This window comes from Nitrosarchaeum koreense MY1 (genome assembly GCF_000220175.1).
GTDB classification, from domain to species: domain Archaea; phylum Thermoproteota; class Nitrososphaeria; order Nitrososphaerales; family Nitrosopumilaceae; genus Nitrosarchaeum; species Nitrosarchaeum koreense.
In genome coordinates, this window is record NZ_AFPU01000001.1 from 985,199 (window position 1) to 1,006,263 (window position 21,065).

Sequence of the window (21,065 nt, forward strand, 5' to 3'; positions counted from 1 at the left end):
GATAATCACTAAGATGGTAAAATCATATCCGCAAGAGAAGTTCCTGGAGCTACAAATGGCAACACATCTTCTTCAGGATCAATTGGAATATCAATAACAGTTGCAACATCACTTTTCAATGCTGTCTTTATTGCCTTATCTAATTCATCCATCGATTGTGCACGTATACCTTGAGCACCGTATGATTCTGCAAGTTTAACATAATCTGGACATTTTCCTTGATCAACTCCAATCATTCTTCGATTATAGAAAGTTCTTTGCCATTGTGCGACCATTCCCAATGTAAAATTATTTAATAAAAATACAATGACTGGAATATCTTCCAACACTGCAGTTGCAAGTGAGTTTTCGGTCATACTAAAACTACCATCTCCTGCAATATCCACTACAGGAACATCAGGTCTTGCAACTTTAGCACCGATTGCAGCTGGAAATCCCCATCCCATAGTTCCAAGTCCAGTAGAACTAAAGAAAGTACCAGGTTGAATTACATCATAAAATAAAGATGCCCACATTTGATGTTGACCTACTTCAGTAGTTACAATGGAATCATGTGGTAAAACTTCTCTAAGTTTTCTCAATATTTTTGCAGCACCCATTTCACCTGGATGTAATTTCAAATGTTCTTTCCAGTATGCTTTTGTTTCTTTAACATGTTTAATCCAAATATTTTCTTCGTTTCTTTTAACAGCTTTTTGCATAAGCATTTTAACCATGATTCTAAGTGATGCACGTACATCACCTACCACTGCAACAGATGTTGTTTGATTTTTACCAATTTCAGCTGGGTCCACATCCATATGAATAATTTTTAGCCTCTTCTCAAAAGCTTCAAATGTTCCAACAGACCTATCAGAAAATCGTGTGCCTATAGCTAAAACACAATCAGCTTCAGTCATCATTTTATTTGCTTCCGCGTGACCATGCATTCCGATTGGACCTAATGATAACGGATGATTTTCAGGAAATGCACCTTTTCCTTTGAATGTAGTAACAACTGGAATCATAAGTAATTCAGCAATAGATTGTAATTCAGCAAATGCTGATGAAATAATGGTACCACCACCAGCTAAAATAATTGGTCTTTCTGCACTAAGCAACATCTCAATTGCTCTTTCAACATGCATGATATCAGGATCAGTCCATGGATGATAACCACGAATTTTGAATTCATCAGGAAAAACCATGGATGCCTCTTTTTGTTGGACATCTTTTGGGACGTCAATTAAGACAGGTCCTGGTCTGCCTGTCTCTGCAATGTAAAATCCTTTTCTGACCATTTCTGGAATATCTCCAGGAGTTCTTGGTTGAAATGCATATTTTACAACAGGGTTTGCCATACCAATGATATCACTTTCCTGAAAAGCATCTTTTCCAATCATTGCTACTGGAACTTGACCTGTAACTGCAATCATTGGAGAAGAATCAGCTTGGGCAGTAGCAATACCAGTTAGAATGTTAGTAGCACCAGGTCCAGATGTAGCAAAACACACTCCTGGTTTTCTACTTACTCTACCAAATCCATCAGCCATATGTGCTGCAGATTGCTCGTGTCTTACCAAAATATGTCTAATATCACATCTTGCAAATTCATCATACATTGGAAGGTTTGCACCGCCAGGTAAGCCAAATACTTCTTTGACCCCTTCTTTTTCCATAGCTACCATTAATGCTCTGGCGCCTGTCATAGTTTCCATTTTATTCAATCAAATCTTTCTCCATAATTTTAATGTGTTAAAATTCTGAGCACGTTTTACAGCACTAGATTAACTAGTGATAAAACACCCAACTTGTAACTTGTCTTTGTGCTCATTGAAATTCAAAAGTATTGTGGCATAGATAATTAATAAAGATTATCAGAAAAGTACCAGTGTTTTTAGACGTAGTTACTCCAGAAGACTTAAACTGATAATTTCTTACATCATAAATGACAATTTTGTCTGAAAATGAAGAGATCATTAGAATAATTGAAACACTTTTTGAATCAGGAAAGACAAAGGACTTTACATCACTTAGAGATATTCATCTTAACGATTCTAAATTTTCAAGTTTTAGTGACTTACCACCATATGATCTAAAAGATTTTCAAACTACAATTGAATTAGAAGAATTAAGATTTGTAAGTATTTCAGATTATGACTATCAAATAAAAAATCCAAAGATTAGTGTATTTGGAGATACTGCAGTGGTTGCATTAGAATTAAAACAAAAAGGAATGTTGGTCGATAACAAAGCATTCACAGGAGAGCATATTTCAATTGATGGGAGAGCAACTTTCGTGTTGATAAAGCATCCAACATGGAAAATTGCACATATTCATTTATCTAAAATATAAAATTATTTTTTATTTACTACAGGTTTGTTTTGATTAGGTTTGTTTTGATTAGGTTTGTTTTGATTAGGTTTGTTTTGATTAGGTTTGTTTTGATTAGGTTTGTTTTGATTAGGTTTGTTTTGATTAGGTTTGTTTTGATTAGGTTTGTTTTGATTAGGTTTGTTTTGATTAGGTTTGTTTTGATTAGGTTTGTTTTGATTAGGTTTGTTTTGATTAGGTTTGTTTTGATTAGGTTTGTTTTGATTAGGTTTGTTTTGATTAGGTTTGTTTTGATTAGGTTTGTTTTGATTAGGTTTGTTTTGATTAGGTTTGTTTTGATTAGGTTTGTTTTGATTAGGTTTGTTTTGATTAGGTTTGTTTTGATTAGGTTTGTTTTGATTAGATCTTTCATTTCGAAGTGATTGATATAATTTGTAGGCTTGATCAACATTTGAATTTCCATGTACAATAGATCTGACTGCTCTAATCATTGCTACTGGATTATCAGATTGCCAGATATTTCGGCCCATATCAACACCTACTGCACCACCTTTGATTGCATTGTAAGTTAATTGTAAAGCATCTCTTTCAGGAATCTTTTTTCCACCTGCAACGATTATTGGGACTGGACAAGATTGAACCACTTTTTCAAAATTTTCACAATAGTATGTTTTAACAATATGAGCGCCTTGTTCTGCAGCAATTCTACATGCCAATGAAAGATACCTAGCATCTTTACCAAGTTCTTTACCTACTGCAGTAACTGCAAGCACAGGAATTCCGTATTCTTCAGCTTCATTAACTAATTTGCCAAGATTTACAATTGTTTGATGTTCATATTTTGAGCCAACAAAGATAGACATTGCAAGGGCACTAGCATTTAATCGGATAGCATCTTTGATACTAACGGTGATCTCTTCTTTTGACAAGTCTTCACCAATAATACTAGAACCTCCAGAGACACGTAAAACCATCGGTACATTAGTAGAGGTTGGAACTGAAGTTCGCTGTACACCACGTGTAAGCATTAATGAATCACAGTATTTCAGTAGTGGTTCAATTACTTTTTTCGGGTTTTCTAATTTTTCAGTTGGGCCTAAAAAGTATCCATGATCAACTGCTAACATTAATGCGCGATTATTTTGTGGTTTAATTATTTGTGAAATTCTATTTTTTAATCCCCAATCCATGTATCTTCGTTTTTGAAAGAATAAAAATACCTTTCTTAAGCCTTTCTTATTTTGTGATAATTATTTTCATTGCGTTATCTCCACTTTTAGCATGATCAAATGCTTTTTGAGACTCTGAAATTGTATATGTATGAGTAACCAATTGTTTCACATCTATTTCAGATGACTCTATCAGTTTGAGAGCTTCCTTAGTATCATTATCAGATGCAGCATAACTTGTTACCAGAGTAATTTCTTTAGAATAAATTTTATTCATATCTAAAAGGATTTTAGCGTCTTTAGAAGGAACACCAAACATCATAACAGCACCACCTTTTCGTACCATGTCTATTGCATCGTCTAATGCTTTTAGACTACTAGTTGCTACAATTGCAACATCTACACCACGTCCTTCAGTATGATCTAAAATTTTTTCTTTTCGTTTTTCGTCAAGAGAATGGATTGAATCAGTAATGTTAAATTTTTTTGCAAATTTCAATCGAAATTCATTAACATCAAAGCAGAAAATCTTTGAGAATTTTTTGGATTTAGCAAGCATTACGTGCATCATTCCAGTGGGTCCAACACCAAAAATAGCAATAGAATCTCCTTCACGATAAGAGTATTTTGTCCATGCCCTAACACAACATGCTAATGGTTCAATCATTGCAGCTTCTTCAAAACTCATAGAATCGGGAATATTTAGTACACCACCGTGTTCTACATTCCATTGTGGTACAACATACTCTTCAGATAAACCACATGGAGACAGATTTGTTTCATAATATTTTGGACACATTGTTTCATTACCATGATTACATAAGTGACAAGAGTAACATGGTACATGATGATGAGTAAATACTCTATCTCCTTTTTTAAATGCAGTAACATTAGGACCAACGTCCAGCACAATTCCTGCAGGTTCATGACCTAGTCGCATTGATGGTTGTCCATATTCCCCAAATACTTTTTCCAGATCAGACCCACAAATCCCACATGCATGCATTTGAACCAAAATATCACCAGAACTCAAAAGTGGCTGTTCTGTTTCGTTAATTGAAATAACAGATGGTTCCTTAACAGATGCAGTTTTCATATCAAAACTTTAGAATATTGAATATAAGTAGATTAAATTACACACCAAGTATCTTTTTGAGCATTAATCTATAATCAACTTCAGATTTTTCACTTCCTGCTGAAGGTAATGCAAAGACCAGAGTGGATTTTTCTGCACGAAGCTCGGTTAGTTCATCACTGATAGATTCAGTCATGTCATCACTTACCAATACTAATCCAACGTCAGAATCATCAGTTAGTTTTTTGATTTCGTCTAATGTCTTTTTAGGAGAATCTGATATCACCCCAGGTACACCAGCTAACTGAAAGCTTGTAACAAAGGATTTGCTTCCAACAGTAAATATCTTCACAGTATAAAATTTTGTTTATTCTAATTTAACCCTTTTTGGTAGGCAGTGGATCAGGAAAGATTGATTTAGCATAAGACTTCAAAGAAAATATGGTAGAAATTGACAATCAAAAAAACGTCTATCTATTCACACATGGACGAATGGATCTACAAGAAAAAGCAATCACAGCCCTAGTTTCAAAAGGATTCTCGAAGGAGAAGATCATAATGGCAGTTCCAAACAAAGTTGGAAATGTTGGAGATTACATGGCTATGCTTTGGATGCCACCTACACCAGATCATATAAAAATTCAACACATAACCAAAGTTGAACAAGTAAAACCAGAAGGAATGATAGGGTTATGGAAAGGGGTTTCTAAAGATGATATCGATACTGTTTCACTAGGATAAACTTAAGAAAATCCAGCCCCAAACTCATCGCCTTTTTGAAGTGGATCACCAGAATCAGAATTTTTTAATTTTAAATAAAGTAGTGATTCGTAAACCAATTTTAATGAATCATCTTCGTTTAGATTTGAATTTGATTTTACATCGTCTTTGTATTTTTGAAGTTTCTGAACATTTTGTTCATCAACAGAAATTCCATCAGATTCCATCATTGTTGCAATTTTTTCAATTAATGAATTGTATTGATTCTCATCCATAATTATTTGGTATTTTTTCCTGGTTATTAACAAGTTCTAATTTAATATTATTATAAATCAGAAATCAATCCTGAAAGAAAAACACTATACTCATCATCAGAAAAAATAATTTTTTCAATTTTGTTTTCTCGTTGTGCTAAATACACAGATTCCAAATGATAGCAAGTTGTTTTTTCATTTAATCGTCCAAAATAATACCCATTGCATGAACAATACTCGGCATCAGGATCTAACCAATGTTCCTTGCTTTTTCCTACTACTGTCCAGATCTTTCTTTGACTTGGTTCAAAGAGATGTAATTTAACTCGATTTTCAGAAACAACAGATTTAATTCTCTCAGAATCTTTGTTCACAAGAATTTAATCCAAAGTCCATCGTATATCTTTGATGCCCAAAACTAGAATAATGTCATTAAAACCAATAATGATTTTAGAAGGAGAAAAAAAGAACCTCATAATAACAGATATTCATATTGGTTTTGAAAGCATATTTGCATCAAATGAAATTTTTATTGGAAAGAATTCTTCTATCAATGAAACAATATCAGAATTATTAGATGTAATTGAATTAGAAAAACCAGATTCTCTGATTTTACTAGGAGATGTAAAATCAAGTATTAAAAATATTTCAAAGAGCGAATGGGATGATGTTCCATTATTTTTTAAAAAAATCCAAGAAAAATGTCACATAACATTAATTCCTGGAAATCATGATGCAAATATTCAGAGACTTATTCCTGAAAACATTTCAATGATCAGTGCTACTGGAATGGTAGAAGAAAACATTTTACTTACACATGGACATACAATGCCTTCAGAGAATTTTTCTCATGTTGACAAAATTATAATGGGTCATGTACATCCAGTATTTTTTCAAGAGGATTCATTATTAAATGGACAAAGAGTCTGGGTGACAATGAAAACAGAAAAACAAAATATTTTTCCAAACAAATCGGGGGACATAGAGATTACGATAATTCCATCATTTAACAGATATTTTTATGCAACACATAAAAAAAAATATAAAAAATCCATTTCACCAATAATAGAAAGAATCAAACATGTATCAACGGCTAAAATAATTACGTTAGATGGGACGATTATTGGGGACGAATCAATGATTGATCAAGTATTATGAAATATACATCAAGAAAATATTTCAACATAAATGAAATTCAAAATAAAATTATAAAATTCATTTCTTAAGATTAATCAATTTTATCATATGGCTCTATTGGATCTCTGGTTGTTTTATTATCTTTAAGCCATTCCAGAGTCTTTACAAAAGAATCAGCAAGTTCAATGGTAGTAAGAACAGGAATCCCTAATTCCAAAGATTTTCGTCTAATTTGATATTCATCTTCAAGCATTCCAACATATTTTTCAAGTGTGGATGTACTTGGAATATTTATGATGAAATCTATCTTTCTATCATAGAGTAAATCCGCAATGTTTGGTTTTCTTGTAGGCTCAGATATTTTATGTACAACTTCAATATCACCTATTTTTTCTTCAAAAAATTCTGCAGTGTGTTCTGTTGCTACGATTTTAAATCCAAGACCCTTTAATCGCGCAATAGGTTGGAGCAATTTTTCTTTGTTTTGAGAACCACCAACAGTTACTAGCGCAGTACCTGTTTTAGGAAGAGTATACCCTGCAGAAGTAAGTCCTTTGGCTAGTGCATCGTAAAAACTCGTACCAAAGCATGCAACCTCACCAGTTGATTGCATCTCGACACCTAATGTAATATCTGCTCCCTCTAATTGCATAAATGAGAACTGTGGTACTTTGATTCCAAAGTTGTGAATTTTTTGCCATTTATTTTCAGGCATTTTAGGTAGTGGCTTACCCAAGATGGCCTTTGCCGCAAGCATAATTAGATTTGTCTTAACAAGTTTAGATACAAATGGCATAGAACGTGATGCTCTTATGTTTAATTCAATTACATAAACATGATCATCATGGATTAAAAATTGTAAATTGAATGGCCCCTTAACATTAAAGGTTTTTGCAATCTTTATAGAATATTCAGTTATGGTATCAATAGTTTTATTGTTTAATCGCCATGGAGGAATACACATCATAGCATCACCAGAGTGAACGCCTGCGCTTTCAATGTGTTCAACTATTGCTCCAATTATTACATCAGTGCCATTACTAATTCCATCAACATCAACTTCAAGTGAATTTAACATGAATTTTGAAATCACTACAGGATGATCAGGAGATACATCAGTTGCTTCCTTAACATATTTTTTTAGTTCATCTTGAGACCAGACAACTTTCATTGCAGCTCCAGACAACACATAGGAAGGTCTAACAATTACGGGGAATCCTACATCATTTGCAAAGTTTTTGGCTTCTACAACATTTGAAAATGCCTGCCATCGAGGTTGTTGAATGTGTAATTTATCTAATTCAGCACTAAATTTAGAACGGTCTTCTGCTCTATCAACATCATTTGCACTAGTACCCATAATGTTAACACCAAGTTTTGCAAGACCCAATGTAAGATTATTTGCAGTTTGGCCTCCAACACATGTGATAATTCCTTTTGGGTTTTCAAATTCAGCAATATCTAAAATTCTCTCCAAAGTCAATTCTTCAAAATACAATCTACTGCAAATATCATAATCAGTTGAAACGGTTTCAGGATTACAATTTACTACTGAAACATTTTTTTCTCCATTTTCTTGCAAACCCCAAACCATGTTTACAGTGCCCCAATCAAATTCTACACTACTGCCAATACGATATGGTCCAGCACCTAGTACAATTACTCCTTTTTCATCAGGATTAACGGTAATATCATTTTGATTTCCACCATATGTCAGATATAGGTAATTTGTGACCGCTGGCCATTCAGCTGCAAGCGTATCAATTTGCTTTACAGATGGTAAAACCCCTGCTTTTTTGCGTATTTCACGTACTTCTTCAGGAGATTTATCTTTAGCACGAGCAATTTGCTTATCAGAGAATCCCAATTTTTTTGACTCCCAAAGTAAAGGAGTTGAAAGTTCTTCTTGTTTTAATTTAGATTCTACATCTACGATGTTTTTGATCTTTTCAATAAACCATGGATCAATTGAAGATAATTTGTAAATTCTTTCAACTGAAATTCCAATTTTAAGTGCAGCTGCAACATAATACAAAATCAAATCATCAGGATGAGATAGTTTATCTTCTATTTGCTCTTCATCAAATGTTTTCATGTTTGCTCTGTTTAAAACAAGTCCGTCATTTCCAATGTCAAGCATACGTATTGCTTTTTGTAATGATTCCTCAAAGCTTCTTCCCACTGCCATAACTTCACCAACTGATTTCATTGTAGGACCAAGTTTTCGTTTTACAAGATCAAATTTACCAAAATCCCATCTAGGATGTTTACACACAACATAATCTAACGATGGTTCAAAACAAGCAGTAGTGGATTTGGTGATTCTATTAACTAATTCAGGGAGAGTATATCCCAATCCAATTTTGGCAGACATGTATGCTAATGGATATCCAGTTGCTTTGCTTGCAAGTGCAGAAGAACGAGACAATCTTGGATTAATTTCAATTGCAACATATCGGTCAGAATCAGAATCTAATGCATATTGAATATTACATTCTCCTACAATTCCAACATGTTTTGTAGCACGTAATGCTGCTGTTCGTAGCATATGATATTCATGATTATTAATTGTCTGAGAAGGTGCAACGACAATATTATCACCGGTGTGAACTTTCATAGAAAGAACATTTTCCATATTACACACAATAACATTGTTTCCATCCCAATCTTGCATTACTTCATACTCTATTTGCTTCCAATGTCCAATGTATTCTTCAACTAGAACTTGTCCCACAAGACTTGCACGTAATCCACGCTCTACAATTTCATGTAATTCAATTTCATTGTAAGCTACTCCACCACCCTTACCTCCAAGTGTATATGCTACTCGAATAATTACAGGATAACCTAGTTCCTGAGCTATTTCCTTTGCATCTTTAAAATTAGTAACAGTTCTACTTTTTAGAACTGGAACATTACATTGGGTCATAGAGTCTTTGAAGAGCTGACGATCCTCAGTTCTTTGAATTCCGGGTATTTGTGTACCTAATACTTTCACACCATACTTTTGCAGTATACCTGCCTCTGCAAGATTAATACCACAATTTAGAGCAGTTTGACCACCATATGCCAGCATAATTCCATCTGGTCTTTCCTTTTCGATAACAGATTCTACATACTCAGTATTAACAGGTAACAGATACACATTATTTGCAAATCTAGTATCTGTTTGGATTGTTGCAATGTTTGGATTGATTAGAATACTTTGCAGTCCATCTTCATGTATTGCTTTGAGGCATTGGCTTCCGGAGTAGTCAAATTGACGGTCGTTTTTAGCGACTCTCGCCGGCTTCTCCGATTTTTATTGCCCCACTACCAAGTACAAGAATTTTTTTTATCGACTCATTTTTTGGCAGATTTGCCTTCCTCCATAAGGTTCTTGAGCTCTTCAAAGACGAATTTACAATCATAAGGTCCAGGTGCAGCTTCAGGATGAAACTGAACTGCAATACAATTTTGTTTTTTGTGTTTGATTCCTTCGACTGTTTTATCGTCTGCGTTTGTAAACCATAAAGTAAATTCAGATGTTTTCAATGATTCAGGAGTTATCCCATAACCATGATTCTGACTTGTAACATAGACTTGATTATTTTCCAAATTAACACACGGTTTGTTTTGTCCTCTATGACCATATTTTAATTTGTAAGTTTGAGTGTTGCCTGCAAGACCAATAATTTGTGCACCTAAACAAATTCCAAGAGTAGGAATATTTTTTTCAATTAATTTTTTTGCAGTTTCAATAGTATCTGGACAATTTTGAGGATCACCAGGACCATTGCTAATTACAACACCATTAGGATGATATGACATTATTTTTTCAAAAGATGTATTCCAAGGCAATCTTATTACTTTGTATCCCAATTCACGGATGTTTCTTAGTATAGCATTTTTTGTACCAGTATCAATTACAACAACAGATTTTTCTTCAGAACCATAAACTACTTCTTGTTTTGTAGATACTACATCCATGAATTGTTCAGAATTATAATGAGTTGCATTTGCAAGTTGTTTTTTGACTTCTTCTACATTAATTTCAGTATCAGAGACTACCAATGCTGCCATTTTTACTCCACCTTGACGAAGATTTTTTGTTACTGCTCTAGTATCAATTCCTGAAATTCCAGGAATTTTTTCATTATACATCCACTCATCTAAAGTCATAGACATATTCCAGTGGCTAGCAGATAAAGAAAGTTCATGTACAACTAAGCCACGTATTTGGATTTTATTAGATTCAAAGAATGTTGAAATTCCATCTTTATCGGTAAGTGATGGATCAGGAACACCATAATTTCCTACAAGTGGGTAAGTAAGAGTAAGAATCTGACCACTGTAGGATGGATCAGTTAGAGTCTCAGTATAGCCTACCATTCCAGTATTAAAGACAATTTCACCAAAAACAGTCGTAGAATAACCAAATCCTTTACCATCTAAAACCGTGCCATCATCAAAAATTAGCTTCCCAAACTTGTTTGCGTGGACTGATTTCTTTGTAGTAATTGTGACCCTCGACGAGTACTTTTGATTCTGGATTTAAGTTTTTTGAAGGTTGATCGCTAAAAAAATAAAATAGATCTTAAAGGGCGCGGAATTCTTCACTCCACTTGTGGTATGCACGTACCATTTCAAGTGAAACACTTGGTTTTCTTCTTTCCATTATTGCCTTAAAGTCTGCAGTTGTGAGTTCACGTGGTTGTATTGGAGCTTCACCTTCTACTGGTTCATGATAATCAGGAGAATTGAATATCTCATGAACTGCTTTGATTTGTGCTGCCTGACAAACATCTTTGATATCACTTGCACTATAACCGTCAAACAATTTTGAGAGTTCTGCCACGTTGACTCTAACAGCGTTTTTTAGTGGAGCAGTATATTGTTGAAATAGACTTTCTCTTGCAGCTTGAGTTGGAAGTGAAACATAAATTCTTTTTTGGAATCTTCTAAGAAATGGCCAGTCAAGACTCCATGGTTTGTTTGTAGCGCCAATTACGTAAAGCATTAAATCCTTACCTTTTCCATTAACACCATCCATCTCAGTTAAGAATTGATTTTTAGTTCTTACTTCTCCACCAACTTCACTATTTCTAGAACCTAAAAGAGAATCAACTTCATCTACAAAAAGAATAACAGGTTTACCTTCTTTTTCTGCATATTTTCTTGCCATTACAAATAATTTTGAAACATTCTTTTCAGCTTCTCCTAACCATTTACTCATCATAGATGCTGCATCAACATTAATGAAGTAACCGTCCATTTCATTAGCAGTTGCAGCAGCTAACATAGTCTTTCCAGTTCCAGGTGGACCATAAAGTAGCATTCCTTTTGGCCAGCCTAAAGGAAATAGGTCGGGTCTTTTTGTTGGATAAACAATGGATTCACGTAAAGCATTCTTTGCATCATCCAGCCCAATAACTTCACTCCAAGTAACATTAGGTTTTTCTTTCATTACAAGATCTTCAAAGTCATTTTCATCAGTTTGTCTTTGTACAGAAGCTTGTTGTTCTTTAGGAGAAGCGTTAGGGTCAACTGCAGGCTCGACACCGCGTGATTCTTGAAGTGCGGTTATTCTGTTATGGTATGAATTACATCTATCTTTGTAAATTGGATTAAGTTTGCTAGTAGGATAAAGTTGTATTAGTTTTACAAGCGCATCGATTGCATGTTGGTAATGAGTAATAGCCATGCCTCGTGCTCCTTGGGAGTCAAACTTGATTGCCTCAGAAGCATACTTGCTTGCATTATTTTCTAATTCTTGTGGTGCTAAACTCATCTATATCACTTGTACAGTATCCCCTTTAGATTTTTCTTGGTATTTGGAGGTGTTAATTGGTGTAGTAAAATTGGTTAAATTAAATGAACCATTTTTTGATTCAACATCAGATTCATCAAGATATGATTTTTCAAGATCAGATTTTTCTGAAATTTTTGAGTGCATATTTTTGACTTTGTTAATAGAATCTTCAGCGGATAAAATTAATTCAGAGATATCATCATCAACGCTTTCCATGGACTGGGCAGAGTCACCTATTATCGAAACAAAATGCTGTAAAATTAAACGCGTTTCTTTTTTATCTTCATATTTACAAAGCATAAAGTTAGCCAATCCAACAATTTTATTTATATCCTGTAATTCCTCCAAAGTTAATTTATCAATTTGAACGCCAGATGCAGATAGTTTTTTTTCAATTTTTGCAGATATTGATTGAATATTAGAGATATCTTTTGGTAAATCAGTTTTAGGGTTAAGAAAATTCAAGTATTGCATACTTTAGAAAAATCAAGATTAGGATACTGCTTATTTATTTTAGAGTCTACCATCAATTTTACTTCATTTAGGATCAAAGATGATTCAGTATTTGACTGGCTAAAATCAAATCTAGCCTCAGTAAGAATTGCAGAATCTAAAATAATACTACCTAAATGGACTGATAACTCTGAGAGATTTTTACTGCAAATAGGAAATAAAGTATAAAGCTGAGCGCTGACAGTTCGCATCATAGGGATTAAAGGTAAAAGTTTAGGAATACTGGTAATACCAGAGATAGAGTTAATTTTCTTGTGTATTTTAGAGAGAATTTCTAAAGAAAATGAAATTGTTCTTTCAAAATCAAGTGCTCTAACACATGTATGGTCATCATTATCTAGTTCTAGATATACTCGGTTTGATTTTTTTATCTCTGCCTTTTTTCTTTTTAAAGTATCCATTATATCACACAGCAAATAATTAGAATATTCCAATCTAGGAACAATAGTAACAGTCTGGAATACGCCAGAACATTCGTTTCTAACAAGATTAGGATTAACCATCATGCCATATTTTCAACATAGATTTGATATTTCAGGACGGTGTCACAATTTTACCAGTAACCGCAGTAACACCACCAAAGAGTTACAATTTTGAATTTTTTTGAGTATTTGTGTAAAGGAATTTAGCTTTCAATATTACCTAATCAGATGTAAATGAGAATCATGGTAAATGAACAAGCATTAACTGTAAGTCTTGAAGAATTTGGACTAAGCAAATACGAGGCTCAGGCATATGTTGCCCTTATATCGAAAGGCACGATATCCGCAAGCGAGCTTGCATATTATTCAGATCTTCCAAGAACCAAGATATATCCAACTCTATTAAAGCTAGAAAGCAAAAAATTAGTTATTATTTCAAAAAGCAAACCAATTATGTGTACAGCAACTGCACCTGAAGACGCTTTTGATTCAGTAATTCATGAACAAATTAACAAAGTGAATGCAATGAATGCTTTAATTTCAAATTTAAAAAAGGCAAGTGAGGAAAGCAGAAAATCAAGAGGGTCAGAAGAAAAAAGATATGTCCATATTAGCGCAAACAACGTACTTGAACAATTAAGAATGATGGTTGATGGATCAAAATCTTCTATCAACATCATGGTTGATCAGTGGGGTTTGGGGTTACTTGCAGAATGTAAAGAACAGTTACTTTCAGTGCTGCGTAGAAATTTAGAAGTAAAATTATTGTTACCGTCAACTCAAATTGGTTCAGAATCATACAGAGCAATACCAAACGAAGTAAAAATTAGATCATCAGATATTATACAAAATTGTTTTGTATTTGATGAAACAGAGGTATTAATGATTGATGATGAAAATGGAAAAGGGGCAATATTTTCATCTACTGAAGTATTAGGAACAAATCAAAATAGAATTTTTGCAGATATTTGGAGAAATTCAGTTAAAACAGATGCTCTTGCAGATATGACAAAAAATGAAGCACAGGAAGTATACAAAATTATTCGAATTATAAATGAAAATGGATTGACATACATTCTAAATTCAATCATGATTTCAAAAAAACCTGATTTAGATATGCTCAAACTACTTGAGAAAAATGGAATTCATTTAAAAAATAAGTCATTAGATGAAATTATTGAGATTATGGATGCAGCATTACAAATTATGTGTTCAGGGCATGTAAATTTTGATGCAAATACCAAAAACATAACAATTGAATCAAAATTAAACAGTGGGCATTCTTTACCATGGGCATATGTATTAGACGGTTGTCTTCAAAAACAAGGATTCAAAACAAGAACAGTATATCAAAATAATCAAACCAAAGGCGAAAAGGTCACCATAAAAATAAGTAAAAACTAAAATCATCTGAATTAAACCATAATTCATGATAGAGGAAAAAATAAAATCAATTGGAATAAACATTCCAGTTCCACCAACCCCTGCTGGTTCATATATCCCACTAGTAAAAACTGGGAATTTGTTATATGTTTCAGGACAAATTCCATTACAAGATGGAAAAGTAGCATTTACAGGAAAAGTGTCAGATGAAAATATTGAAACTGCACAAAAATCAGCAAGAATTTGCGCAATAAACATACTAGCACAATTAAAAAAAGAGCTAGGAGATCTAGAGAAAATTTCTAGATTTGTAAGACTATCTGGATTTGTGAATTCAGTACCAGAATTCACACAACATCCAAAAGTAATCAATGCTGCATCAGATTTACTTTATGAAATATTTGGCGATGTTGGAAAACACACCAGAATTGCAGTTGGGGTATCAAGCTTGCCACTCAACTCAATGACAGAAATAGATGCAATAGTAGAAATTAAATAAAAAATAATTAAATTTTGAAATTTAGTTCAATTTTTTATTAAATTCTGTAAGGAATTTTTTAATTTTGGGTTTTGGAATTACTGCGCCACATGCTTTATCATGTCCCCCACCAGAGCCTCCAAGTTCAGTTGCAAGCAGATTAACAATTTGACCCAAATGAATTTTACAAGATTTTGAACCTCTAACTGAAACAGCATAGATGCCGTGATCAACTCGTTCTTTGTATGCAACACCAACATCTTTTCCAGATAATCCTAAAACAAAATTAACAGCACCGCTTGCTCCAGAGTCCATAATTTCCATATATCCAATATTTTTCATGGTTTTCATTCCTTTTTTGACTTTGGCAATTATCTGAGCTAATTTATCAACTTGAATTTGTGCAAACTCAAAAGTATTTGGAATTTCATGTGGGAATTTAGATTCTGCCAATTCCTCTACTAAATACAACAAGTAATCAGGATCTTTTTGATGTCCCACTATGTTGTAGGTAAGAACAGTTGCGTTGATTAAAGCAAATTGCCTATCATAGATTTGAAGTAATTTGGAACCAATTGGCCTATCTTCCATATAATCGGTAATAGCTGCACATGCTGCAATGAATGGAGCATGATCAGAGAGTTTTGATTTAAATGCATTATAGACCTGAACTGTGGTACATTCGTTGATGTCATGAATCATTTTAACTTTAATTTTTTCTAGAGCTTTTGTAATTTCTGGATCAATATCATGATGATCAATGTAGGTTACAGATACATGATTCTTTTTTAGAGTTTTTAGTAGTTCAACAAACTCATCTTGATTCTTTTTGCTCAGGCCTAAATCACAAATGTATAGAGACTTTAATTTTTCATCTGCACAAACTTTCTGTATAGCTTCCATCTGGCCTGGATAATCAACTAAAACAGAATCACCGCCAAATGCTTGTCTAATCAAAGCTGCTGAACTAATTCCGTCTGCATCTTCTTTATGAGATATACAAATTACTTTGGTTCTTGGTTGAGCAGGTTTTGTTTTTTTCACTATTTTTTTCTTTGTAGGTTTTACAATTTTCTTTGTCTTTGATGAAACCATTATTGTCGATTCACTTACATGCCCTCATTTAAATCAAGAATGAAATCTACTGAGATTCACGTGATTCTTGTTTTATGCTTTGATTTGCTAAAGATGTGGAATTTACAAATGCATCATAAAATGATACGCCATCTAGTTGAGTTTGAATATCAATCTCTTGAATTTTTAGTAATTCGTCTCCAGATGCAGTTAAAACAAGATTATCAAGTTTCTCTAAAAGTTCTCTTTCTGAGGGATTCATAATTTTTATCAAAAAATAATCATTTATGAGCCAGAGTTGTCAGATTAGACTAATTACTAAATTTCATAGACGTGTTTTTCGCATAAATATAATAAAAGATTTCATAAAGTAAAGATGTGGAGACAAAAAACATAGGCTTACGTGGAATTGAGGTTGCAGATACCAGAATCTCAAACATAGATGGAGAAAAAGGCAAGCTGATTTATCGTGGCTATGACATATTAGAACTCACAAAAAGATCAAGTTTTGAAGAAACAGCATATTTGTTATTGCATGATGCTTTGCCAACCAAAGAGCAATTGTTAGAATTTAAATCTAAATTAAGCGATGCCAGATGGATTACAAAAAGAATGCAGATAAACATGGGAAATTGGAGAAAAGATGCAGATCCTATGGACATGCTACAAGCATTTGTGGCAGCACTAGCTGGGTATTATGATGAAGAATTTGCAACTAAAGAAGCAAGTTATGACCGAGCAATCAACCTAATTGCTAAAGTACCAACTATAATTGCAAGTTGGCAAAGAGTAAGAGACGGATTAGATATAGTAGATCCCGATCCAAATTTAGATCATGCGGCAAATTTTTTGTATATGATGTCAGGTGAAAAACCAGACGACGAGATTGAAAAGATTTTCGATACTTGTTTAATTCTTCATGCAGAACATACGTTTAACGCATCTACATTTGTTGCAAGACAAGTTGCATCAACTAGAGCACATATGTATTCAGCAACAAGTGCAGCAATCGGTGCATTAAGCGGAGAACTTCATGGAGGTGCAAATACAGAAGTAATGAAGATGCTTTTAGAAATTGGTACAATAGATAATGTTGTTCCGTGGATTAAAGAAAAAATGAGTAAAGGTGAAAGAATTATGGGCATGGGTCATGCAGTATACAAAACATATGATCCTAGAGCACAGGTTCTTAAAGAATTATCAAGAAAACTTGCTGCAAAGACGGGAGACCCATGGTATGCAATTACAGAAAAAGTAGAAACAACTACAATTGAAGAAATGAAAAAACAAAAAGGAAAAGACATCTATCCAAATGTGGATTTGTACAGTGCATCTCTTTACTATATGCTAAAGATACCAATGGATCTCAATACACCAATTTTTGCAATATCAAGAGTAGTTGGATGGGCTGCACATATCATTGAAGAAAAATTTGCAGAAGCTGCACCAAAGCCTGCACTTTACAGACCAAAAGCAGTATACGTTGGAAAATATTGTGGACCAGAGGGTTGTGAATACAAATCTCTGGATTTGAGAAAATAGTTTTTAATTTCTAGTATTAAGCCATTCTTTTGCTTTAGAATTCACATCGTGTTTGTATAATACTTCAAAAACCATATCATAAAATGAGATACCTTTTTTCTGCGCCTGATCATCTAGCCAACGAATACCATCAGCAAGTTCAGGATCATATTCGGAAAATTCTACGAGTTCATCAACCATTTTTGAAAAGAATGTGTGTGACTCTAACATATGTTAATCTTTGAATCTTTGATCATAAGGGCGGGATTCAAAATATATAGACAAAAAACCACTTTTTGGTTGACAATTGGAGCATATTTTATTTTTTGACGGTAATTCAAAGAGAATTTCATGGGTCATTCAAACAGATAATTCAATTGTAGAACAAAAAAGGGAACATGTAGAAATTTACTTGGATAAAGTAACAAATCAACAATCAAAATACATCGGATTACATATTGGGATATTTTGGGGAATTGGTACATTTATCATAAAAAATGAAGATATTGTAAAAATAACAACTGACGATAAAACAGTGTTTGAGCATTTAATTTCAAATCAAAAAAGTGATGATGAATTCATTGAAAAAAGAACTTTTTTCATCAGACAATTAATTGAGCAAAGAAAATTAAAAATTAAATATGAATTAGTAGAATCTGAGAAAAATTTAGCTGCTAAAAAAACATAATGCAAAGGTGCTTAAGACCAAAAACGGGAGTTACTTGGTGACAGCTCCATCGCATTATTAATTTATGAAATGTATCAAATCATAAAAGAAATACTTGTTCAATATGATTGACTTTAGTTTAAATCAATTAAAGCGATCATATGAGATTTTCAACGTATGTTTTAGATTTGTGTAATTTTTTGAAGAAAGTTGCAGACATACATAAATTAAAAATAGTTAAAAAATAAGATACTACTCAAATATTGCAATTATTTCAAAATATGAACGTAGAAACAAAGATTAGATTTATTTAGCTTGAAAAAATCATGTGATCAATTATGGCAAACATAGACAAAGCAGCAATTGCATTTTCTATTGCAATTGTAGCTGTAGGTGTAGGTTTTGCCGCATATGCAGGATATGCGCAAGATATCGCTCCAGTTGCTAAAGCCCCAGTAATTGCAAATACTGAACCAAAAACGCAAGTTGATCCAATGGCAAGCATTGCAGAAAAGGTGAAAAGCGCTGCGGCTACAACAGAAAAAACTACAGAGCTTAAAGAAGAGGTAAAGATGGAAACTGAACCAGCTCCACCAGTTGAAACTGAACCAGCTCCACCAGTTGAAACATCTGAACCAAAAACAGTTAGCGTAATAATTCCAGCTGGAACTTCATCTCCAGGTTGTGAAACAACTAATGAGTGTTATACTCCAGCATCAGTTACAATCAATGTAGGTGATACTGTAGAATGGGACAATGTAGATACTGCTGCACACACAGTAACAGGTGGCAGTCCAGCTGATGGCCCATCAGGAGTATTTGACAGTAGCCTAGTCATGGGAAAAGCAAAATATTCACATACATTTGATAATGCAGGATCCTATGATTACTTCTGCATGGTACACCCATGGATGGTTGGAAAAGTTATAGTTAACTAAGCAAGAATATTTTCTTTTTTCTTATTTTATTTTATTTTTACGTATTGTTCTATTATATGCAACACCAAATCTATGAGTTTCATCTCTAGCATGTTGTAAAATTTTCAATGAGGGTTTATCTTTTGAAATAATAGTAGGATTTTTTTGATTTGGCATATACACTTCTTCATTTTCTTTAGCAAGTGAAATACAATCAAGATTCAATCCAAGTGATTGTAATGACTTTAATGCAGCGTTTAGTTGACCCTTTCCACCATCAACTAATATTAAATCAGGTAACTGGGAATTTTCTTCAAGTAATCTAAGATATCGCCGTTTGATTACTTCACTTATCATTGCAAAATCATCTCTTCCAGAAACTGTTTTAATTCTAAATTTTCTGTAACCAGATTTATCGGGTTTCCCATTTACAAATCTAGCCATTGAACCAACAGCAAATTCATCTCCATGATTTGAAATATCAAAGCATTCTATGATATTTGGCATGGTAGAGAGATGTAAAATTTCTTTTAATTCAATGAGACCTAAATTACTTCCTTTAGAATGAATTAAAGAAATATTTTTCAAAATTAAATCAACAATATTCTTTTTTTTACCACGTTTTGGATAAATTATTTTAACTGAAAAACCTGCTTGCTTTGAGAGTAAAGATTCTAAGAGTATTTTGTTTTTAGGAAGAGTACTTACGTAGATAAATTTTGGAATTTTGTGTACTGTGTAATATTGAAATAAAAAATTTGAAAAATCATTATCCCCAACAAGATCAAAAAAGAACTTGTCACTATCACGCATTACTCCATTTATCATTCTAAAATTCATCACAGTCACAGTTTGATCTTTATCAGCAATTCCAAAATACTCTTCATCTGAATTTTCAACATATTCCATTTTTTGTTTTGTTTGAAGACTATCTAATCTAATCAAAGTATCTCGAATATCCTTTGCACGTTCAAATTGTTGGAAGGCAGCAGCCTGAGACATCTCTTCTTTTAATTTCTCTGTAAAGATCTGAGTTTGATTTTTTCCTTTTAGAACTTCTTCTAATGCAGATACATGATCGGCATATTTTTCCTGGGCGTCTTTAAATTCACATGGGCCTTCACAATTACCAAGATGATACTCAAGACATACTTTTTTTGGTAATTGTTTACAGATTCTAATTTGAAATGCTTTTCGCAGAGTACCAATTGTAAGCAGTTTAGAGCTTCCGTGCATAAATGGTCCAAAGATTTTACCACTGCCTAGAAACTTTCCATTACGAGTTCTTCGTGCAACTAGCAATCGAGGATATTTTTCATCCGAAATTCTAAGGTAAGTATATCGTTGTTGATCTTTTAATTCAATGTTAAATTTTGGTCTGTATTTTTTTATCATGTTAGATTCTAAAAGAAATGCTTCACTTTCATTATCAGTTAATACAAATTCAATATCAGAAATATGTTCTACTAATTTTTGTGTTTTATAATTCTGATTTTTTAGAAAATATGATTTTACTCTATTTTTTAGATTCTTTGCTTTACCAATATAAATAATTTTTTCATCAGAATCTTTCATCAAATAAATTCCAGGATTTGAAGGAATGTGAATTTTTGAGATGTCAAAAGTCATT

The 21,065-nt window shown here is 33.1% G+C and carries 23 protein-coding genes and 1 pseudogene; 8 read left to right on the forward strand and 16 right to left on the reverse strand.

The window, feature by feature from the left end; genetic code table 11:
• Positions 1-8: 8 nt before the first annotated feature.
• Positions 9-1,697, reverse strand: coding sequence for a biosynthetic-type acetolactate synthase large subunit (gene ilvB / locus MY1_RS05780; protein WP_048109855.1), 1,689 nt, complete (start codon positions 1,695-1,697; stop codon positions 9-11).
• Positions 1,698-1,927: 230 nt separating this feature from the next.
• On the opposite strand from ilvB, the gene MY1_RS05785 reads away from it, so the two are divergent.
• Positions 1,928-2,335: a nuclear transport factor 2 family protein gene (locus MY1_RS05785; RefSeq protein WP_007550892.1), complete on the forward strand. Its 408-nt coding sequence runs from the start codon at positions 1,928-1,930 to the stop codon at positions 2,333-2,335.
• Positions 2,336-2,351: 16 nt separating this feature from the next.
• Here the strand turns inward: MY1_RS05785 and MY1_RS10160 are convergent, their stop codons facing one another.
• From MY1_RS10160 to MY1_RS05800, 4 genes and pseudogenes are all read right to left on the reverse strand, one after another.
• Positions 2,352-2,777: a pentapeptide repeat-containing protein gene (locus tag MY1_RS10160; protein ID WP_420835214.1), complete on the reverse strand. Its 426-nt coding sequence runs from the start codon at positions 2,775-2,777 to the stop codon at positions 2,352-2,354.
• Positions 2,740-3,513: pseudogene (lsrF, locus tag MY1_RS05790) on the reverse strand (3-hydroxy-5-phosphonooxypentane-2,4-dione thiolase); the annotation flags it as partial. The gene MY1_RS10160 and the pseudogene lsrF, both read right to left, overlap by 38 nt.
• 37 nt (positions 3,514-3,550) lie before the next feature.
• Complete coding sequence (locus tag MY1_RS05795; RefSeq protein WP_007550894.1) at positions 3,551-4,579, reverse strand: zinc-dependent dehydrogenase; 1,029 nt, start codon at positions 4,577-4,579, stop codon at positions 3,551-3,553.
• Positions 4,580-4,616: 37 nt separating this feature from the next.
• Positions 4,617-4,910, reverse strand: a complete 294-nt coding sequence (locus tag MY1_RS05800; RefSeq protein WP_048109858.1) for a V-type ATP synthase subunit F — start codon at positions 4,908-4,910, stop codon at positions 4,617-4,619.
• Between the two features lie 89 nt (positions 4,911-4,999).
• Between MY1_RS05800 and MY1_RS05805 the strand changes: the two genes are divergently transcribed.
• A complete protein-coding gene (locus tag MY1_RS05805; protein WP_048109860.1) occupies positions 5,000-5,299 on the forward strand; it encodes a hypothetical protein in 300 nt (99 codons plus the stop codon).
• Between the two features lie 2 nt (positions 5,300-5,301).
• Here the strand turns inward: MY1_RS05805 and MY1_RS05810 are convergent, their stop codons facing one another.
• Both MY1_RS05810 and MY1_RS05815 read right to left on the reverse strand, forming a co-directional pair.
• Positions 5,302-5,553, reverse strand: a complete 252-nt coding sequence (locus MY1_RS05810; RefSeq protein WP_007550897.1) for a hypothetical protein — start codon at positions 5,551-5,553, stop codon at positions 5,302-5,304.
• A gap of 50 nt (positions 5,554-5,603) precedes the next feature.
• Entirely contained in the window at positions 5,604-5,906 is a 303-nt protein-coding gene (locus MY1_RS05815; protein ID WP_007550898.1) for a hypothetical protein, read from the reverse strand.
• A 34-nt stretch (positions 5,907-5,940) separates the two neighbouring features.
• Here MY1_RS05815 and MY1_RS05820 point away from each other — a divergent pair, with 34 nt between their 5' ends.
• Positions 5,941-6,690, forward strand: a complete 750-nt coding sequence (locus MY1_RS05820; RefSeq protein WP_007550899.1) for a metallophosphoesterase — start codon at positions 5,941-5,943, stop codon at positions 6,688-6,690.
• Between the two features lie 70 nt (positions 6,691-6,760).
• Here MY1_RS05820 and carB read toward each other — a convergent pair whose 3' ends face one another.
• The 5 genes from carB to MY1_RS05845 form a co-directional block, all read right to left on the reverse strand.
• Positions 6,761-9,895 carry a carbamoyl-phosphate synthase (glutamine-hydrolyzing) large subunit gene (gene carB / locus MY1_RS05825; protein ID WP_117439721.1) on the reverse strand — a complete coding sequence of 1,045 codons (3,135 nt, stop codon included), beginning with the start codon at positions 9,893-9,895 and terminating at the stop codon, positions 6,761-6,763.
• Between the two features lie 116 nt (positions 9,896-10,011).
• Positions 10,012-11,124: a glutamine-hydrolyzing carbamoyl-phosphate synthase small subunit gene (carA, locus tag MY1_RS05830; protein WP_192805792.1), complete on the reverse strand. Its 1,113-nt coding sequence runs from the start codon at positions 11,122-11,124 to the stop codon at positions 10,012-10,014.
• 121 nt (positions 11,125-11,245) lie between these two features.
• Complete coding sequence (locus MY1_RS05835; RefSeq protein ID WP_007550904.1) at positions 11,246-12,439, reverse strand: AAA family ATPase; 1,194 nt, start codon at positions 12,437-12,439, stop codon at positions 11,246-11,248.
• Positions 12,440-12,934 (reverse strand): hypothetical protein, encoded by a 495-nt coding sequence (locus MY1_RS05840; protein ID WP_007550905.1) that lies wholly within the window; start codon positions 12,932-12,934, stop codon positions 12,440-12,442.
• Entirely contained in the window at positions 12,922-13,479 is a 558-nt protein-coding gene (locus tag MY1_RS05845; protein WP_007550906.1) for a hypothetical protein, read from the reverse strand. The genes MY1_RS05840 and MY1_RS05845 overlap by 13 nt, the downstream gene beginning before the upstream one ends.
• Positions 13,480-13,638: 159 nt before the next feature.
• Between MY1_RS05845 and MY1_RS05850 the strand changes: the two genes are divergently transcribed.
• Together MY1_RS05850 and MY1_RS05855 are read left to right on the forward strand one after the other, a co-directional pair.
• Entirely contained in the window at positions 13,639-14,799 is a 1,161-nt protein-coding gene (locus MY1_RS05850) for a TrmB family transcriptional regulator (protein WP_048110449.1), read from the forward strand.
• A 25-nt stretch (positions 14,800-14,824) separates the two neighbouring features.
• Positions 14,825-15,277: a RidA family protein gene (locus MY1_RS05855; protein WP_007550908.1), complete on the forward strand. Its 453-nt coding sequence runs from the start codon at positions 14,825-14,827 to the stop codon at positions 15,275-15,277.
• Positions 15,278-15,298: 21 nt separating this feature from the next.
• On the opposite strand, the gene MY1_RS05860 is transcribed toward MY1_RS05855, so the two are convergent.
• Positions 15,299-16,351, reverse strand: a complete 1,053-nt coding sequence (locus MY1_RS05860) for a DHHA1 domain-containing protein (protein ID WP_007550909.1) — start codon at positions 16,349-16,351, stop codon at positions 15,299-15,301.
• Positions 16,352-16,397: 46 nt separating this feature from the next.
• Complete coding sequence (locus MY1_RS05865) at positions 16,398-16,592, reverse strand: hypothetical protein (protein ID WP_007550911.1); 195 nt, start codon at positions 16,590-16,592, stop codon at positions 16,398-16,400.
• Positions 16,593-16,708: 116 nt separating this feature from the next.
• Between MY1_RS05865 and MY1_RS05870 the strand changes: the two genes are divergently transcribed.
• Entirely contained in the window at positions 16,709-17,872 is a 1,164-nt protein-coding gene (locus MY1_RS05870; RefSeq protein WP_007550913.1) for a citrate synthase, read from the forward strand.
• A 3-nt stretch (positions 17,873-17,875) separates the two neighbouring features.
• Here the strand turns inward: MY1_RS05870 and MY1_RS05875 are convergent, their stop codons facing one another.
• A complete protein-coding gene (locus tag MY1_RS05875) occupies positions 17,876-18,082 on the reverse strand; it encodes a hypothetical protein (protein ID WP_007550914.1) in 207 nt (68 codons plus the stop codon).
• 76 nt (positions 18,083-18,158) lie between these two features.
• Here MY1_RS05875 and MY1_RS05880 point away from each other — a divergent pair, with 76 nt between their 5' ends.
• The gene (locus MY1_RS05880) at positions 18,159-18,539 is read left to right on the forward strand and encodes a hypothetical protein (RefSeq protein ID WP_007550915.1); all 381 of its coding nucleotides are present in this window, start codon (positions 18,159-18,161) and stop codon (positions 18,537-18,539) included.
• Between the two features lie 317 nt (positions 18,540-18,856).
• A complete protein-coding gene (locus tag MY1_RS05885; protein WP_007550916.1) occupies positions 18,857-19,456 on the forward strand; it encodes a cupredoxin domain-containing protein in 600 nt (199 codons plus the stop codon).
• A gap of 21 nt (positions 19,457-19,477) precedes the next feature.
• Here the strand turns inward: MY1_RS05885 and uvrC are convergent, their stop codons facing one another.
• Positions 19,478-21,064 carry an excinuclease ABC subunit UvrC gene (gene uvrC / locus MY1_RS05890; protein WP_048110451.1) on the reverse strand — a complete coding sequence of 529 codons (1,587 nt, stop codon included), beginning with the start codon at positions 21,062-21,064 and terminating at the stop codon, positions 19,478-19,480.
• Position 21,065: the final 1 nt, after the last annotated feature.

Bases quoted from the DNA above. Each gene is read 5' to 3' on its own strand.
- MY1_RS05875 (WP_007550914.1), bottom strand. From the start codon at position 18,082: ATGTTAGAGTCACACACATTCTTTTCAAAAATGGTTGATGAACTCGTA.
- MY1_RS05805 (WP_048109860.1), top strand. From the start codon at position 5,000: ATGGTAGAAATTGACAATCAAAAAAACGTCTATCTATTCACACATGGA.
- MY1_RS05845 (WP_007550906.1), bottom strand. From the start codon at position 13,479: ATGATGGTTAATCCTAATCTTGTTAGAAACGAATGTTCTGGCGTATTC.
- MY1_RS05840 (WP_007550905.1), bottom strand. From the start codon at position 12,934: ATGCAATACTTGAATTTTCTTAACCCTAAAACTGATTTACCAAAAGAT.
- MY1_RS05835 (WP_007550904.1), bottom strand. From the start codon at position 12,439: ATGAGTTTAGCACCACAAGAATTAGAAAATAATGCAAGCAAGTATGCT.
- MY1_RS05795 (WP_007550894.1), bottom strand. From the start codon at position 4,579: ATGAAAACTGCATCTGTTAAGGAACCATCTGTTATTTCAATTAACGAA.
- MY1_RS05885 (WP_007550916.1), top strand. From the start codon at position 18,857: ATGGCAAACATAGACAAAGCAGCAATTGCATTTTCTATTGCAATTGTA.
- MY1_RS05855 (WP_007550908.1), top strand. From the start codon at position 14,825: ATGATAGAGGAAAAAATAAAATCAATTGGAATAAACATTCCAGTTCCA.
- uvrC (WP_048110451.1), bottom strand. From the start codon at position 21,064: ATGACTTTTGACATCTCAAAAATTCACATTCCTTCAAATCCTGGAATT.
- MY1_RS05820 (WP_007550899.1), top strand. From the start codon at position 5,941: ATGCCCAAAACTAGAATAATGTCATTAAAACCAATAATGATTTTAGAA.
- MY1_RS05810 (WP_007550897.1), bottom strand. From the start codon at position 5,553: ATGGATGAGAATCAATACAATTCATTAATTGAAAAAATTGCAACAATG.
- MY1_RS10160 (WP_420835214.1), bottom strand. From the start codon at position 2,777: ATGGAAATTCAAATGTTGATCAAGCCTACAAATTATATCAATCACTTC.
- MY1_RS05850 (WP_048110449.1), top strand. From the start codon at position 13,639: ATGGTAAATGAACAAGCATTAACTGTAAGTCTTGAAGAATTTGGACTA.
- MY1_RS05860 (WP_007550909.1), bottom strand. From the start codon at position 16,351: ATGGTTTCATCAAAGACAAAGAAAATTGTAAAACCTACAAAGAAAAAA.
- MY1_RS05785 (WP_007550892.1), top strand. From the start codon at position 1,928: ATGACAATTTTGTCTGAAAATGAAGAGATCATTAGAATAATTGAAACA.
- MY1_RS05865 (WP_007550911.1), bottom strand. From the start codon at position 16,592: ATGAATCCCTCAGAAAGAGAACTTTTAGAGAAACTTGATAATCTTGTT.
- ilvB (WP_048109855.1), bottom strand. From the start codon at position 1,697: ATGGAAACTATGACAGGCGCCAGAGCATTAATGGTAGCTATGGAAAAA.